General features: G+C 40.8%; 10 protein-coding genes. 2 read left to right on the forward strand and 8 right to left on the reverse strand.

Translation table 11 applies throughout. The annotated features are described in order from the left end of the window. The coding region (locus B2V92_RS23235) for an alpha-galactosidase (RefSeq protein ID WP_293312602.1) at positions 1 to 1,599 on the forward strand (1,599 nt) is incomplete at its 5' end. Positions 1,600 to 1,806: 207 nt separating this feature from the next. On the opposite strand, the gene B2V92_RS23240 is transcribed toward B2V92_RS23235, so the two are convergent. From B2V92_RS23240 to B2V92_RS23275, 8 genes are all read right to left on the reverse strand, one after another. After that, complete coding sequence (locus tag B2V92_RS23240; RefSeq protein WP_293312604.1) at positions 1,807 to 3,447, reverse strand: discoidin domain-containing protein; 1,641 nt, start codon at positions 3,445 to 3,447, stop codon at positions 1,807 to 1,809. A gap of 12 nt (positions 3,448 to 3,459) precedes the next feature. After that, positions 3,460 to 4,437: a discoidin domain-containing protein gene (locus tag B2V92_RS23245; protein WP_293312606.1), complete on the reverse strand. Its 978-nt coding sequence runs from the start codon at positions 4,435 to 4,437 to the stop codon at positions 3,460 to 3,462. A gap of 11 nt (positions 4,438 to 4,448) precedes the next feature. Continuing rightward, positions 4,449 to 6,287 carry a RagB/SusD family nutrient uptake outer membrane protein gene (locus B2V92_RS23250; protein ID WP_293312608.1) on the reverse strand — a complete coding sequence of 613 codons (1,839 nt, stop codon included), beginning with the start codon at positions 6,285 to 6,287 and terminating at the stop codon, positions 4,449 to 4,451. Positions 6,288 to 6,294: 7 nt separating this feature from the next. Then, on the reverse strand, positions 6,295 to 9,432 hold the full coding sequence (locus tag B2V92_RS23255) for a SusC/RagA family TonB-linked outer membrane protein (protein ID WP_293312610.1): 3,138 nt from the start codon (positions 9,430 to 9,432) through the stop codon (positions 6,295 to 6,297). Between the two features lie 258 nt (positions 9,433 to 9,690). Then, positions 9,691 to 10,995 (reverse strand): hypothetical protein, encoded by a 1,305-nt coding sequence (locus tag B2V92_RS23260; protein WP_293312612.1) that lies wholly within the window; start codon positions 10,993 to 10,995, stop codon positions 9,691 to 9,693. Between the two features lie 397 nt (positions 10,996 to 11,392). After that, positions 11,393 to 14,167: an outer membrane beta-barrel family protein gene (locus tag B2V92_RS23265; protein ID WP_293312614.1), complete on the reverse strand. Its 2,775-nt coding sequence runs from the start codon at positions 14,165 to 14,167 to the stop codon at positions 11,393 to 11,395. A 154-nt stretch (positions 14,168 to 14,321) separates the two neighbouring features. Next, a complete protein-coding gene (locus B2V92_RS23270; protein WP_293312616.1) occupies positions 14,322 to 15,308 on the reverse strand; it encodes a FecR family protein in 987 nt (328 codons plus the stop codon). Between the two features lie 83 nt (positions 15,309 to 15,391). Continuing rightward, positions 15,392 to 15,979, reverse strand: a complete 588-nt coding sequence (locus tag B2V92_RS23275; protein ID WP_293312618.1) for an RNA polymerase sigma factor — start codon at positions 15,977 to 15,979, stop codon at positions 15,392 to 15,394. Between the two features lie 181 nt (positions 15,980 to 16,160). On the opposite strand from B2V92_RS23275, the gene B2V92_RS23280 reads away from it, so the two are divergent. After that, the gene (locus B2V92_RS23280) at positions 16,161 to 16,556 is read left to right on the forward strand and encodes a GNAT family N-acetyltransferase (protein ID WP_293312619.1); all 396 of its coding nucleotides are present in this window, start codon (positions 16,161 to 16,163) and stop codon (positions 16,554 to 16,556) included. The last annotated feature ends 511 nt before the right edge of the window (positions 16,557 to 17,067 follow it).

Genomic DNA, 17,067 nt, shown 5'->3' on the forward strand with positions numbered 1-17,067 from the left:
TCGGAAGAACAACAGCTTTTACATGGCATAAAAACCATCGATTCGAAACTGGGTACACGCACCAACCTGCTCCACTCTTCATCTTTTATGGTTTCGATCGATCAGCCGGCTACAGAAGACCTGGGTGAGGTAATTGCAGGATCGCTCGCCTGGACAGGTAATTTTAAACTCGATTTTGAAACTTTTGACGAGTATTATCTAAGGATTACCGCAGGGATTAACAATTTTTCATCCAATTATTCTTTGAAAGCAGGTGAAAACTTTATTACGCCGCATTTTGTGTACACCTATTCGGATGCAGGAAAAGGTTTAGCGAGCAGAAACCTACAGGACTGGGCCCGAAACTATCAATTATTGGATGGAAAAGGAGAAAGATTGACCATTTTAAACAACTGGGAGACTACTTATTTCGATTTTAATGATGAAAAACTGAACGAATTAATAAAAGATACCAAAAAACTGGGCGTTGATGTGTTTTTATTGGATGATGGATGGTTTGGGAACAAATATCCGCGTAATGGTGCTACATCTGGCCTTGGCGACTGGCAATTTAACAGGCAAAAGCTTAAAAACGGGATTAGTACGCTGGGTAAAGAAGCAACGGCAAATGGTGTAAAATTTGGGATATGGATTGAACCTGAAATGGTTAACCCTAAAAGTGAACTATATGAAAAGCATCCCGATTGGATTATCCGTCAGCCGGAAAGAAAGGAATACTATATGCGTAATCAATTGGTGCTTGATCTTACCAATCCCAAGGTTCAGGATTTTATATACGAAACAGTTGACAATATTTTTAAAGAGGTACCGGAACTTGCTTTTATAAAATGGGACTGTAATTCGTTAATCTATAATGCCAACTCAGCTACTTTAAAAAACCAGGATCATTTTTACCTTGAATATGTTAAAGGCTTGAACAATGTATTGGAGCGCATCAGAAAAAAATACCCTAAAACACCAATGATGCTCTGTGCAGGCGGAGGATCGAGGGTAGATTATGCCGCACTAAAGTATTTTACCGAGTTTTGGCCAAGCGACAATACCAATGCTTACGACCGCATTTTTATCCAATGGGAATACTCGTACTATTTCCCTTCAATTGCAGTAGATAACCACATTACGGATATGGGAAAACAGCCCATTAAATTTAAAACAGATGTGGCCATGATGGGTAAACTTGGTTATGATATACGCGTAAATGAACTGAGTAAAAACGACCTGCTTTTTAGCCAGAATGTCATTAAAACCTATAACAGTTTTAAAGACATTGTTTGGCATGGACAGCAATACCGTTTGCAGGATCCCTACGAGAATAAAATCGCCTCGATGGCCTACGTAAACGATGCGAAAGATCAGGCTATCGTATTTAATTATCATGTGGCTACACTTTTTACCAATGGAGTGATACTACCGATCAGGTTAAAAGGTTTAGATCCTGCCAAAAACTATAAAATTGAAGAAATTAACCTTTATCCGGGCACAAAATCGCCGATTGATAGTAACAAAATATATTCAGGAGATTTTTTAATGAAGGTAGGGTTTAACCCCGAGGTTAATGCTTACAGAACAAGCGTGGTATTAAAAGTATCGGCAATTTAGAATATCGGAAAAACAAGAGCGTCAGGTGGTAACACCCGACGCCACTTTACTTGTTTAAATGAGAGAGAAAGAGAAAAAAATGCATAGCCATAAAATCTGTGTTTATCCCCGTCTGAACGAACGGGCAGATGTGTAAATCCATGGCTAAAATCCTGATCTACTAAACCATAACAGCATCAGGTGTTACCACCTGATGCCATTGAAGAATTAATATAATCCTAGTTCGGAAAGGGCAGCAAATTGCGTCCCGTCCCACGAGTTGTTCGCAATAATTTTGAAATAACAGAAGGTTTTGGGCGAACCGAAATTAAAATACTGGGTTCCATCATTATTGGCCGCCTGTTTATTGAATACGCTTGTAAAATTAATTCCATCACTACTGATCAACAATTCGAAATCTTTAATGGCCCTGCTTGCATTTTCGCGTTGGGTAAGTGCCAAACCTCCATTTACCGTTTTAACCGAGCCCAGATCGATGGTTACAAAATGCGGATAACTGGTTGCGCTTGTTGACCATCTCGAATGCCAGAATGTTGATGCTGATCCATCGATAATGTTAATGGCCCTGCCATCCTGCCCGGTTTCCTGCGAGCTGAAGCCAGCCACAGACCACCCTGTTTTCGACAGTTCTGTTCTCGTAGAAAAATCGAGCACAGGCAAACCGCTTTGGAAAGTGTAGGCATAAATGGTTTCGTTAACTTCGCCATTATCATGTACCAATTTTACTTTAAGCTCGTAAGGGATACCATCTGTTTTAACTGCTAGTTCAGCAATGGGCATTACCACCCTAAAACTATCTGTACTTATCGGGCTGGATGCCCAGGTAATGGCATTATAGTCTTTATTGGTACCGGTACCCTCGTTGTTTACATTAGGATCGTTATAGTATAATATTTTATTAACTGTTCCACTACTGGCGTATTTACCCGAAACCACTATGGCCCCTAAACCGGCATCATAATTGGCATAAATCCTATTTATTCTTGCCGTTATCGAACCATAATAGGTCTTGCTGTCGTTATTAAACACTTCGCAGGCATTAAATATAGCTGCCTCTGCATCGGTTAAAAAACTGGGCCTTACTTCCAAATAATAGTTACTAAGTGCCATAATAGGTTCTTTGTAGCTGGCATTGGTGCCATTGGCATAATTGCCCTGCGATACCCATTGCCTATCGTGCGGAGCATTAAAAGCATGACCTAGCTCATGCATCATACCGCCAACCCATTTGGCAAAGTTATTACGGCCAGGATTTAATACGCCCTTTAAGGCCATATCCATGTAAACATTGTCGTTTGCGAAACAATATTTACCATAACCATAAAAAGGCTGTACCCCTTCTAAAGGTTGTGGACCTTCTATTGTATTGTTATCGTAACCAAATGCAGGTATAAGGATCAATACGTGATTGCTGGTTTTTAAACCCGGGTGCGAGGCAAAATAGGCATCAATTTCGGTAATGTATCCTGTTGCCGCAGTGCCATAACCTGTTTTTGGTTTGGTACCCCTAATCAATACAATTTCGGCCCTTCCACTTGTTCCATCCTGTTTTAAACCAAAGGTTTTAAAGCCATATCCCGCATTGTTCATGTTAGTGCCATACCAGTTTTGGGCATATAACATCACATCGCTCAAACGTTTTTTCCAATTGGGCAAAGTATCCAGATCAGAGGGGATAAAATAAACCACGGCCAGGTTTCTGGTCTGTGTAACGATGTTGCCCGTAGTTGCCTTTTTCGGCACTGTTGGCTCACCGCCGGTTGGTGCAACCACTGCTTTTTTGCATGATGTTGATACAAAAAAGGCAATCAGGGAGCATAAAATCAAAAATGTTGTGTTTTTTTTCATGGAGGTATGTTTTTAGTAACGATAAACATTTATTTCAGCTAAACTTGTTGATGGTGTTGAACCTGTGTAACCTTCTGTCATTGTAATTTTGATATACCTTCTAAAACCAGGTGTTACCGGATAAGACTGAAAAGCTTTAATGGCCGGATCCATAACCAGATTGGCACCAATGGTTTCCCATGTTGTTCCGTCGTTGCTGGCTTCTATATTAAATTTCCGGAACCCATTGGTATAATTCTGTCTTACCGCCAGATCGATCCGGGTAACATAAATGGCTGTTTTCATATCGATATTGATCCAGTGTGGAAAAGGTGGTTCTGATACGCTCCACGAGGAATGCCAGAAAGTGTTGACATCGCCATCAATCGAGGCTGCGGCCCTACCGTTCACAGCACCTTCTCCTGCTAATTCTTCCGTATCTGCGGTAGCTGTCCACCCAACTTTTGATGCCAGTATTGCCGTTAATTTCGGTGCAACGATCAGTACGGTTTTTACGCCGGGGTTGATCAGGTATCCTGATGCATTTTTTACACTAACAGGCAGTAGATAATCTTTTGCAGGATCGAATTTTCTGGAGAAATATTTGAGGCTAACAAAATTTGATGACACCTCGCCCTGGGGAATGGTAACATTTAAATTATCGAAGCTATAGGCATCGGCAGGGAATTTTTCGTAAAGTGCCAATCCATTGTTTTTACGGATCACATTTAAGCTATCGAATGCCCTGTTATCTATTTCAAAAGTAATACCGATGGGGTTTTTAGGTAAACCTAATCCGCCAAATTGGGCATTAAACCTAAAAGTCCGTGCTTCTTCGGCATAAGGGAAAATATTTAAATTTTGAAGGCCAACATTGGCTTTCGCTACAAAAATCTGTGTTTTTTCTTTCGAATCTGTTTGCTCTTCGTATGAGGTATTTTTTTTGCACGCTGCAAAAGCGATTAAAAGGGCGGCTGTGATAGCCACTCCTTTTATATTTTTAATGTACATGATCTTAATTTTTAATAACCCGGAAATTGAACCAATTGCTTATTCCTATCCATTTCATTTTGCCCGTAAGGCAGAAAATAAAACCTGCGCTGCCAGCTGGCCCTTGTAAACGCTACGGTACGCACATGGAAACTGGGATCTGATAAACTGGTACCTGCATCCATATTCATCCCGTAAAATGCCCCGCCCTGATTTGATCCGGGTAGATTCGGGATTTTCCAACGGCGTACATCGTAATACCTGTTGCCACCTTCGTAGCAGAGCTCTATCCTTCTTTCCAATCTGATCTGTTTGCGTAAATCGGCCTGGTTAATTCCTGTAGCCAAATCTGGCAAACCGCCACGGTTTCTGATCAGGTTAAGGTATTTCAATACATCGGGATGTCCAGGGTCTGATTCATTTAAGGCTTCGGCATAGTTGAGGTACAATTCGGCAAGCCTGATGAGCATAGCCGGACGCGCAACAGTAACGTAAGGGTTCATGCTAAATGTTGGGTGGATATTTTTCCTTACCGTATAGCCTGTTTTGGGCCAATCTCTCGGTACGCCGGCCTTGCCCGATGTTCCGGTATTAAAAAACTCAACTCTTGCATTATTGGCCCCTGTTTTAGCTACAGCAGGGTTTACCGCACCATTAAAAGTAACATCTGCATAAAAACGGGGTTCCCTGTTGGTGTACATGGTATTGGTACCGGCCACATAATATTCGTTTCCGGTATTGGTGTAGGTATTTTCTTTATAAACAGCACTCTCGTTGATATTGCTGCCATCGGCCATTCTAAAATCATCTACCAAGCCCTGTACAACAGCCAAACCGTTATATCCCGTACCCTGGGTAGAGCGCGGTACGGCCGATGATTCCCACGAACCAGAAATAGAAGTTGACGACCTTAACCAGACCCCTTCGGTTTTCCATCCGCTCCAGAACAAATCCCTGCAGGATAAAAATGCCGCTTTAAATGGTGTGGTACTGCTTACTTTATAAATGGCCTTACCGTTCGCCTCGGCCAGATCAATGGCTGCTTTTGCGGCATCGGCTGCTGCTTTCCATCTTGTGGCATCGTAAGTTTGATTGAATAACTGCTTGCCATCTAAATTTTTAAAATCCGACAGTTCGGTATTCCCGTTAAATAGCGGACTTGCATGGTACAATAATATCTGCGATTTTACTGCGGCAACTATAATTTTATTGATCCTGCCTGCTTTTGTGATGTCCAGATCGGCTGTTCCGTTGATATAATTGTTCAATGGCAGATTCTTTTCGGCCTCTGTCATCTGCGCAAGTACAAAGGCTACGCTTTCATCCCACGAACTCCTCGGAATCTGAAAATTATCCTCTGGTGAAGCCGATTTTAAGGGGGCAATTACCACCGGACCAACCTGTTTCATAAATATCCAATAGTAGTAAGCACGTAAAAACTGTGCTTCGCCTTTATATTGTTTAATCAGGTCGGCACCATTTACCAATGCTTTTATTTCTTCATTACGGTCTATATTTTCGAGAAAGATGGTACACAACCTGATTTTTTCGTAAAAAGCATTCATACCCGATGAGTTCTGATCGGCATTTAATGCACCACTGTTTATCGGTGGATTGGTCCAGTTACTGGCATCCATTTCATCGGCTGTAATGGAATTAATGTAATTATAGGGCATATCCCATGGATCGGGGATGGAAGAATACAATCCGGCCAGCCACCTTTCGGTTTGGGCCCTATTCTGGAAAACGCCGTCAACGGTTACCAGATTATCGGGCACGGCGTCAAAAAAGCCTTTTTTACAGCTCATCGGCAACAGCGCAACACAGCATAATGCCGTAAATACCAGTAATTTTATCTTAATATTTTTCATGGTTCTTTTATTGAAAATTAACGCGTAGTCCTAAATTGTAAGAGGTAATATTGGGATAAGTTGCGCCCCTTCCGTCGCCAAGTTCAGGATCCCAGAATTTCCATGGCGAAAAAGTGAGCAGATTGGTGCCGTTGGTAAATACCCTGATTTTTTTAATGGCCGCTTTTTTCATCCATTCACCTTTGAAAGTATAGCCAATTTCGGCGCTCTTTAAGCGCAGGTAATCTGCACGCTGTATCCACCAGGTGCTGGTATAATAATTGGTTGTGTTATCCTGATTGGTTGATAAACGTGGGTAAAACGGGCGTGGATTGGGATTGGTCGGTGTCCATCTATCCAATACCTGTGCATACATGTTGCCATAAGTGGCCCCCTGGGTAAATGGTGTGGTTCCGAAACCGCTGGCATAATTAAAATCAACGAGGGCAGCTCCCTGAAAGAAAAGTGCGATATCAAACCCCTTATAACCACCGCCAAAATTTAAACCGTAAATGATACGCGGTGTAGCGCCATAACCAATGGCCGTTTGATCGTTCGAATTGATGATACCGTCGCCGTTTAAATCTTTATAACGGATATCGCCTATCCTAACATCGCCAGACTGAACCGCAGCATTATCGATCTCATCCTGCGATTGGAACAAGCCGGTAGCGATATAACCAAAGCGTTGACTGATGGGCTGTCCGATCCTGTTTAAATAATCGTAACGCCAAGGCGGCAAGCCATCAAAAACAGCTAAATTTTTATTGTAGTTAAAACTTCCCCTGAAACTGACAAAACTATCCTCATTAAAGTTTTTGGTATAATTTAAGGTTACATCAATACCTTTGTTTTTGGTTCTTCCGATATTGTTATATGGAATATTGCCCGATGTAAAGCCCGAATTATAGGCAATTACCAGGTTGGGAAGCAGAATACCTTCGCGTTTTTCTTTAAAAAGCTCAACAATTAACTGTAAATCATTATTCAGGAAGTTTAATTCGATACCCAGATTGTTTCGGTAAGAACTCTCCCATTTTACATCACCTCCGATACGCGATTCGCTATATCCGGTAAAACCCTGGGTAGAGCCGGGTTCGCCGAAAGTATAACCACCACCATTACCGAGTGTAGTTAAATATAAAAACCTGAAATCGGGATTACTCACCGCCGCGTTGCCCGATACGCCGTAGCTATATCTCAATTTAAAATAAGAGATCACATTTTTAATCGATTTAAAGAATTTTTCGTTCGATACAATCCAGCCTGCACCAACAGCCGGAAAGAAACCATATCTTCTGGAAGGAATAAACGCATCAGAACCTGAATAAGAAGCACTTACCTCTGCAAAGTACCTGTCTTTATAACCATAACTTACCCTTCCGTTAAAGTTGCGCTGGCGGTATGGAATGGCTGCTTTATAACCGTAGTTTTCTACATTCGCAGTGGCATCGGTATAATTTGATTGGTTAAACAATAAAAGTCCGCCAATATCATGGTCGCCAAATTTGCGCGAATAGTTTAAGGCACTTTCCGTATAAAAACGTTTATCGCCGTAACGGCTGGTCCCAAAAGCGAGGTCGTTTGTACCGGGCGAAGTAATCTGGGTAATTAAATTGCCGTTTGCATCGCGCCCTGTTGCCCAATAGGTCTGCAATGTTCTGCTCCTCGAGTAATTGATGCTATTATTTAAATCGAAGGCAAACATGGTGGAGAAATTTAAGCCCTGTATCAGCATACTTAAATCCTGCGTTACCTTTAGGTTAGAACGTACCGTACCTGTTGAGTTATTGGTAATGCCCGATTGGGTTAAAGCCATATAAGGACTAATTACAGAACCCGCCAACTGCGGCCATTGTCCGTTTGAATAACGTGGCGGGATAACATGTGGTGCAGATGAGGTTGCCAGGGCAAAAATAGCATCAGTACCATAATTTGGCTGGTTCCTGGTGCCGATAAACCCATTGATCCCCAGTGCCAGCTTGGTGGTTTTGGTTACATTTACGTCGAGATTACTGGTAAAATTAAACCTATCGTACGATAAGGCCGAATTGTAGCTTTGAACATCGTCTGTTTTAAACAGACCTGTTTCGCCAAAATAACCTGTTGATATGTAGTAAGTAGAATTTTCGGAACCCCCGCTGATGTTCAGTGTGGCGCGTTTATTCTGCGCATATTTTTTGAAAAGTACATCGTACCAATCCACATTGGGGCTTAGATCGGGATCTGTACCACTTGCTGTTTTATCAATCTGGGCTTTGGTGTATAAAGGGGTGCGGCCGCGCATGATTAAGCCTTCATTATACAGTTGCATAAAGTTGGGGCCATCGATAAAAGTAGGCAGATCGGTAAATTTATTAACGGCCTGGTTAATTTCGGCGTTGATCTGCGGTTTGCCGATTTTACCTTTTTTGGTGTTGATAATGATTACGCCGTTGGCTCCCCTGGTACCATAAATCGCTGTTGAGGCCGCATCTTTTAAAATGGTAAAGTTATCAATGTCCTCCGGATCGATGTTATTGATGCTCCTATCCGGAACACCATCTACTACCAAAAGCGGGGCCTGCGGACTGGATGCAAAAGTGCCGATACCGCGGATAAAAATAGAGGTGGCATCAGCACCGGGTGCGCCGCTCCTGGTATAGGCAACCACCCCTGCCATACGCCCTGCAATGGCCGATGCCAGATCTCTTACCGGAAGTTTAAGTTCTTCGGCCTTCACCGTAACCTGTGCGCCAACCAAACTGGTTTTCTTCTGTTTACCATAGGCAACAATGGCTACCTCCTGCAAACTTCCAGTTTCGGGCTCGAGCGTTACATTGATATCAACTTTGTTGCGTACCGATGTAGTGTATTGCTTATAGCCCACAAATATAAATTCGAGCTGATCGGTAGGTTCAACATCGATGGAATAAAAGCCTTTTCCATCGGTAACCACTACTTTTTTGCTTCCCACCACTTTAACCGAAACGCCCGGTAATGGCGAACCCAGCTCGTCTTTTACATAACCGGAAACCTTTAGAAAACGTATGTTCGATTCGCGGAGTGAATAATTGGCCCTGTGGTTGGTTTCAGGGCTTATTAAAGGAGAAAATTTAGCTCCGGCATAACTATTTCCATAGCCCGCCAGTAAAACCCCTCCCAATAATAGGTAATTGATTCTCATATAGTTTTGTTTAATTTTTTAAGCGCTTGTAGTCCAAAGAATTGTTTGGTAAACTCTCCGGTATATTTGGTTAACCCGAAGATAAAGCGAAAAAAAAGCGGGCCAACGTAATCGCCCGTACAAACAAAAAGCAAAAGAATGTACAGCTAAAAAACTATATAACAGCACATTACAATATCATTCAAAAAATAAATGGACAGGATATCCAGGGTTTAATTCAGGGAATTAATGATATGAGAAGAGGAAAAAGATAAGCATTTAGAAGATTTCCGCGGTAGATAAATCCTGTAATCTTGGAGAAATGGCTTTGCCGATACCACTAAATAATATCTTGATACCCATCACTTTACCAATTGACTGTTTGTAACTGGTAGCAAGTACCGCTTTACCGTTGAGGCTTACCATGGCTTTTTTGTTTACCACCCTGATTTCAATATCTCCGCCATTGCTGGGATCGAATGCCATATTGCCCAAAAACTGTTCGGATCCCAGTACTCTTGTTTCGGAAAATTTATATTGCGAGAAAGCCACGCAATTACTCCTGTTCAGGGTTAAAAGATGGCGGTGTTTTTCGCCCAAAATAATAACCGTAGTTTCTACACATTGTGTGCCCGGCCTATTCTGTTCTGAAAAAACACGGCAATTAAAAACAAAGTTATCGCCATTGATATGGGAGGGTTTAATATTGCTAAAACCGACCAGAAAAGGTTTGTTTGTGGTTAAACCGGCCGAATCTAACTGTTCTTTTGAAACATAGATATTTTTGGGATTTAAAGGTTTAAGACCAGCAATAGGATATGCCCTCGAGGTATCGTTGCCCGAATTGGCCACCCAGCCTTTGGTTTGCATATATACAGAAACCGTATCGATAGGTTTGTCGTGGTATAAAAGCGTAACGTATACTACGCCCGGATTTCTAAAAAACTTGGCAATCTTTTTTTTACCACTGATGGATGATTGAAGCGCCTCATCCATAAAATCGACCTTAAAGTCATCACTGTCTTTAAGCACTGATTTTGATTCGAGCCTGAAAACCGCAGTATGCGGAACATTACCGAAAGGGTTTTCGCATATCAATTTTATTCCGGTGGGTTCAGCAGCAGATTTCCAGATATAAAAACCAATAGCTAAAATGAGCAGCAGAAAAACCGAAATACCTGTATAAATATAATTTCGGTAAAATTTGGATTTAATTTCTTCAACTTTTTCTATTTCTGCTACTTTCTCCTGTCTTTCAGGTTTTATTTCGACAAACTGCGACGCTATAACCAGTTCGTACTCCTGCCAATCGCGATAACCGATAAACTGGGCAAGTGCATCCCTGGTTGCTTTTTGGGGAAAATAGCGCTGAGGGGTTTTTAACTGACCGAATAATCTTTTAAGGGTATTTATGCTAAGGTATACTTTAGTTTGTTTACCCAACATGCTGCTTAAGCGGTTATAATCTGATACCCGCCAATCTTCGATATTTGCTGGTCCGATTTTCTGTATAATGGTCTTGCAACAGGCATCTAATGCATCAAAAGCTGATTGACTGCTCGACGGTACAGAATTAGACTCCATTAATAATTTCGCGCTTTATTGTTGGTTAGCATAAAAGACCACTACATTTATAAACTTTGTTTACAAACATATAATAAATATTTTAATCTCATTATGTGAAATATCAAATGATCAATAATCGAGAACCAATGATCAATAATCAAGCACTAATAACCAATGATTAAAAACCAATAATCAAAATAGCAGTTAAACGTTTTATAGCAGTTAACTGGTTAATTAGTCCAAAGTCCTTAGTCTGCAGTCTTTAGTCAAGTAACGCAAAAGTCATCCTAAGCGGAGTAAGAGGACATTTTAGCGGATTCAGCATCTAAGGTTAGTTAACCCCTTAGCGTAGTCGAGGGGTTAACAATTAACCGGTTAACCCCACCAATGAACAAATGACCAGTGAACCAATGAACTAATTAACCGGAATAACGCTCTTAATCACCTTGATATCGTCGTTTTGAACCGTTTTTTTGTTCTTTTTAATCGAACTATCGCGGAGTTTACCTACCTGATAACTGATACCCAGGTTAAATCTTCTGTATACAATATCGTTATGGCTGATCTGGCTAAAACGTGGATCCTTATAGGTGATCTCATAATCGAGATATTTACGGTAAACATTGCTCATGGATCCCGAAATCACAAACTTTTTGTTAAAAACAGCTTTCGACAGGCCAATGGAGCTATAATAATATGGTACAGAAGTACTCTGTAAGGTAACAGCCGGACTATAATACTGTAAAAGTAGCGTCGTTTTCCACTCGTTTCCCAAATTGTAGTTAAAATTGGCTATCCCACTTCCTGTTACAGCATATCTGTTGTAAAAATCAGCTCCTATCATTCCTTTCAACCTCATCCGGGCCACCTGTGCGTTAAAACTAAAGTTTAATTTATCTGTAATCGGGTAATTGATGTTTACATTAAATTCTATGCTTTGGTTGCTTCCCAAATTACCGAAAGTGGTCCGGGTAATGCCATCTTCACCCAATTTACTAATGCTTTGTATGGTATTATTGGAATAAGAATAACTGAGGCCCGTACTGATGCCAAATTTTTGATATGAACTGAAGGTAAAACTGAAAGTATGGTTCAACTCCGGTTTTAATAACGGATTACCAAAAGAGATGAAATTAGGGTTCTGCCTGTCAACATAAGGGTTCAGCTGTAAAATACCCGGTCTTAATATCCTTTCTGTATAACCTAAATTAAGGTTACCTGTTTGCGATAGTTTGTGCTGAATGGCCACCGAAGGAATCAGATTGGTATAATCCGGTATATTTAAATCAGTAACATCTGCAAAATCGGCAGCTATACTGGTGCTCTCGATCCTTAAACCTGCTTTTAAAGTCCATTTTTTTAAGTTTAGCTGGTAAGAGTTATATCCGCTAAAAATATTTTGCTGATAATTAAAGTGGTTATTGTCTGCAATTCCTGTAATTGGTTTAATGGTAACCAAATAGGCTTCGTTAGAGGTAAAATCACTGATGGTATTTCTCAGTATTACTTTTGCACCGGCCTCAATGGTTAATTTATTTAAAGGGTGTACATAATCTACCTGTGCCGTATTTTCATTAAGTTTTGTGGTATTGTTCTGATCGGAATTGCCTAGGGTGGTATTGATTGACTCAGAAACATTTAAGATATTAGACTGATTATTATCACTTTTACTGAAACGGTAAGAAAAAGAAAGTAACTGGCTTTTATTTCTCCTGAATCCCTTTTGATAATCCATTCCAAGTTCGTAGGCACTTTGTTTGGTCCGGCCGTCGTTATCAATACGGTATTGCTGAAAAACATTGTCGGTCTGTGTGGTTAAAACAGTTCCGGTACGATGGCTTCTACCGCCGCTATAGCTCGCCACCGCCGACAAAAGGTTAAGGCTATCGGCTTCAAAACTCAACTGGGTTGAAATAAATTCCTGGTCACTTTTGGTTTCTGCTGCCCCTAACTGATTGGTAACTGCTGCTGAAGTAAGGCTCTGTCTGAAATTTGAAAAGCTGGTGTAGGGCGTATTGATATCATTCCAGCCACCATAGGTAGATAATGCAAATTTACCACGTTTATAATTTAAACTTCCGTTTCTTCTCAATCCGTTGGGGAATTTATAGCTGGCCCCCACGTTTGCATTATAACCGTCGATCCTGTTTTTTATGGTAATAATGTTAATGATACCGGCAAGGCCCTCCCCATCATATTTTGCTGGTGGAATGGTGATTACCTCGATCCTTAAAATATTGCTGGAAGCCATGCTCCTGAAAATATCCTTTGGATTATTGACGATTAACGATGAAGCATGTCCATCGATAAGCACTTTAAAGCTCGAACTTCCTTTCAGTTTTACATTTTCATCGGCATCTACGCTCAATAATGGCACTTTACGCATGATGTCCAACAAACTGCTGTATTTGCTTTCGGGATCAGACTGAACATTGTAACTTAAACGGTCTACCTCCTGTTTAATTAAAGGCGAGCGGGCCGAAACAATTACTTCTTTTAACTCTTTTGGATCTGGTTCGATAAAAATTGATGGCAGCACAATATCTTTTTGATCATCAATAGCACTACTGTATATATGATAACCTAAAAGTGAAACCCTGATCAGGTGTACGGCATCATCCGAAGTGGTTAATTCGAAATGTCCGTTAATATCGGTTGCACTCTGCCCAACAATCTGAAGGTCTGATTTTCTGATCAGCATTACCGAAGCAAATTTTACAGCCTCTTTGGTATCGCTCGTAAAAACCGCGCCCGAAATTTTCCTTCTTAACTGCGGAGTACGATCGTTACCTTTGATTAAAATACTCTGATCAATCTGGCGGAAAGATAAGCCGGTGTTCTGCAGTAGCTCATATAAAGTTTGCTCAACAGTACGCCTGCCCAATGGAAGGCTCTGTTTATCGAAAGCTTTCAGTTCGGATCTTTGATAAAAGAAGCGAAGGCTTGTTTGTTTTTCAATCTGCCTGATGGCATTAAGGATCGGTTCTTCTTTGAGTCCTACAGCAACTTTTTCAACGGTCATATCTTGTCCCTTAACCGGAATGGCCATAATGAGCTGTAAACTTGCCGTTAATATGATGAAGGCAATAACACCGATACGCATAATCTGTATAATTGGGTTTTTGTGGTAAATTTTGTTAGCAAGCGGACATAACGATCCCCGCTCCTGCTTATGTGCAGAAAAATTCATATTTTTAAAAGTTTTAAGTGAATGTCGAAATTGATTTGAAACATTTCCCGGTAATCTCCGGGATCCCCTGTGAACCGATTCCCGTCGGCTCACAGGTTAATTTGGCTTATCTGCCTGGCAAACAGCCTTCGAAAGCTTGGGTTATTATATCTGTTTAATCGCAGCCTTTTCCTTCTATAATGATACTGCCCGCTTTATCATAACGGAAAGTGGCATTGTTAAAAGCGCATATTACTTTTAGTATCTGGTTAATATTTTTTCCTTTTAATGCGGCCCCGGTAAAGCGGCAGTTTTTAATTTTATCGTTCGCAAAGGCAATGTTTATTTTAAAACGTTGTTGAAGGCTCTTTGCAGCTTCTGCAAATGTGGTATCATCAAAATGGATTTCGGTATCCTGCCAGCTTAAAACTTCGGCAATATCGGCGGCCTTTTCTATGTGTTTCTGTTTTTTTACGTCGTAACTGATCTGCCTGCCCGGGGTGATATATCCAATGAGTTTTTTCCCATCGGATACGCTTACCTTGCCCCTTGTTACCGTAACCACTACCGCGTTTGATGATTGATCGGCCTTAATATCGAAAGCTGTACCCAATACTGTGGTCATAACTTTTCCGGTGTGTACGATAAAAGGCTTTGAGCTATCGTGTTTAATATCGAAATAAGCTTCGCCACTAAGGTAAACTTCCCTCGTTTTTCCATCGAAAGTTTTTGGGTATTTAAATTCAGCACCGGCATTGATCACGATCTTACTGCCATCACTTAACACGATTTCTCTTTTCTGATCGGCTGCTACCTGTAGCGTTTCCAGTTCCTGTGGGTTAAACAATTGTTTGATTGCAGGCCATTGCCACAATAAGCCAAAGGCGATAACCAAAACCGCAGCAATAGAAATAATCCTGGACAAGCGGTTGTTTTTCGGTTTCATTACCACCACCTTGCCGGTATTTTCGCCAATAGTAGTCTGGATATCGCCGAACAGTTCATTTAACCATGCTGCCCTCGCCGTTTTATCCAACATGTGCCATTCGTTCTGATCCTGTTCCTGTGCAGCAAACCACGCTTCTACCAGTTCATTTTCCTGAATGGTAGTTTCCTTTTTAAGGTAACGGTCTAAAAGATCTTCAATATTATTACGACTCATATCTCATGCTTTTCACAATTGTCGCACAAGTAAAGTGGTAGTACCGAAAAAAAATAAAAATATTTTTGTTTAGTATAAAAAGGCTATTTAAGCCACCACCAGATCAGAAAAGAGATCATTGCCGGGCGGCTTAATGTTTTACGTAAATGATTTAACGCGATGGTTAACTGGTTTTTTACCGTCTGTTCCGAAAGATCGAGCTGACCGGCAATTTCGGCAACCGTTTGGTGCTCTACCCTGCTCATCTGATAAATCTGTCTGGTTTTGGTAGGCAATTCCTCCAGCGCCAGGTTAACACTCTGCTGCAGTTCTTTCGCATCAAGCTGCTGTTCCAAACTTGCATCATAACTTTCTTCGAGCGATTGCCTCATTGCACTATACTCCTGCCTGGTAATATTGCGGCGGATTTTATCGATAATGCGGTAACGGATGGCTGCAAAAAGATAAGATTGAAGATTACCTGTAATCACCAGTTTATGCCTGTCTTCCCAAAGCCTTACAAACAGATCGTGCGAAACATCGCGGGCATCATCCAAATTGTAAAGTTTAGAAGAAGCAAAGCCGGCCAACGATTCGGCATATCTTTGATAAATGGCAGCAAAAGCACTTTGATTGTCCTCTTTAAGAAGATCAATCAGCTCATTATCGCTTAGAGTTTGTGTGGAGTACATTAATAAAAGCTAATATACAGATATTGTTTTTAAGAAGAAATAGTTTAGTTCAGCGTCAGCATTCGATTAACCGATTTAAACAATTAACCAGTTAACCGATTCATACAGTTAACCAATATTCAAAAAACCAATCATGTCGCATTTTTACCATCCGTAATCTAAATCTTTTGTAATTTAGCATATGAACATTACCTATAAATCAGATATCATCCCCAATGCGGAAGAAGTAATAGACTTATTTATTAAAGCAGGACTTAAAAGGCCAACTGAACCTGAAAGAATCGCATTGATGTTAAAAAATGCAGATTTACTGATTACAGCCTGGGATAACGATAAACTTGTTGGCATTTGCAGAACCATTACCGATTGGGTCTGGTGTGCTTACCTATCAGATCTTGCCGTGTATACAGACCTTAAACATTCAGGAATCGGCAAGGAAATGATTGCCCAAACCCGCGAAAAGCTTGGTCCGCAATGCATGCTTTTATTGTTATCGGTACCAACCGCTTTCGATTATTATCCAAAAGTGGGTTTTAATAAGGAAGACCGTGCTTTTAGTATTGAGCGAACTGAATAATTTTAGTTGGAAGTCCTTAGTCTACAGTCTTTAGTCTATTAAGATAAAATTGACCATTAAGAAATTAAGAACATTAAGGTTTAGTGATCATTATTTCGAGCGGACCGGATAGTTATTCAATCGTATAGACTCAAACACTAATATTTTTTTCCGCTACTATGCCGCGGGGGCATGGTAGTTTTTCACTGTTAATGTTGTTTTTAATTGTGTTCAAGAATGCTACGCATTTTGGAGCGCCAAAGTACCCAAAGCGCTTCGTCAATCCAGCAATGTGCACTCACACAAGGCCCATACACATCAAAAAAACAATGGCACTCTGTTTAATCAGTTTTTTATTTATTTTCTTTTGTCTGATTGAGCCCTTCGGGGTTTGTGCGGCAAGTACTCAGTTAACGGTTCGGCTAAAACAGCACAAAACCACTGCGTTTTATGTTTGGTAGTGCTAATTGTTCTATTTTGCACCTGTTTTTTGATTTCCCTGCACCTGGGATTGACGGGCGTTCTTCGGTAA

Origin of the sequence: Pedobacter sp. UBA5917 (assembly GCF_002432345.1) — a bacterium.
Classification (GTDB): domain Bacteria; phylum Bacteroidota; class Bacteroidia; order Sphingobacteriales; family Sphingobacteriaceae; genus Pedobacter.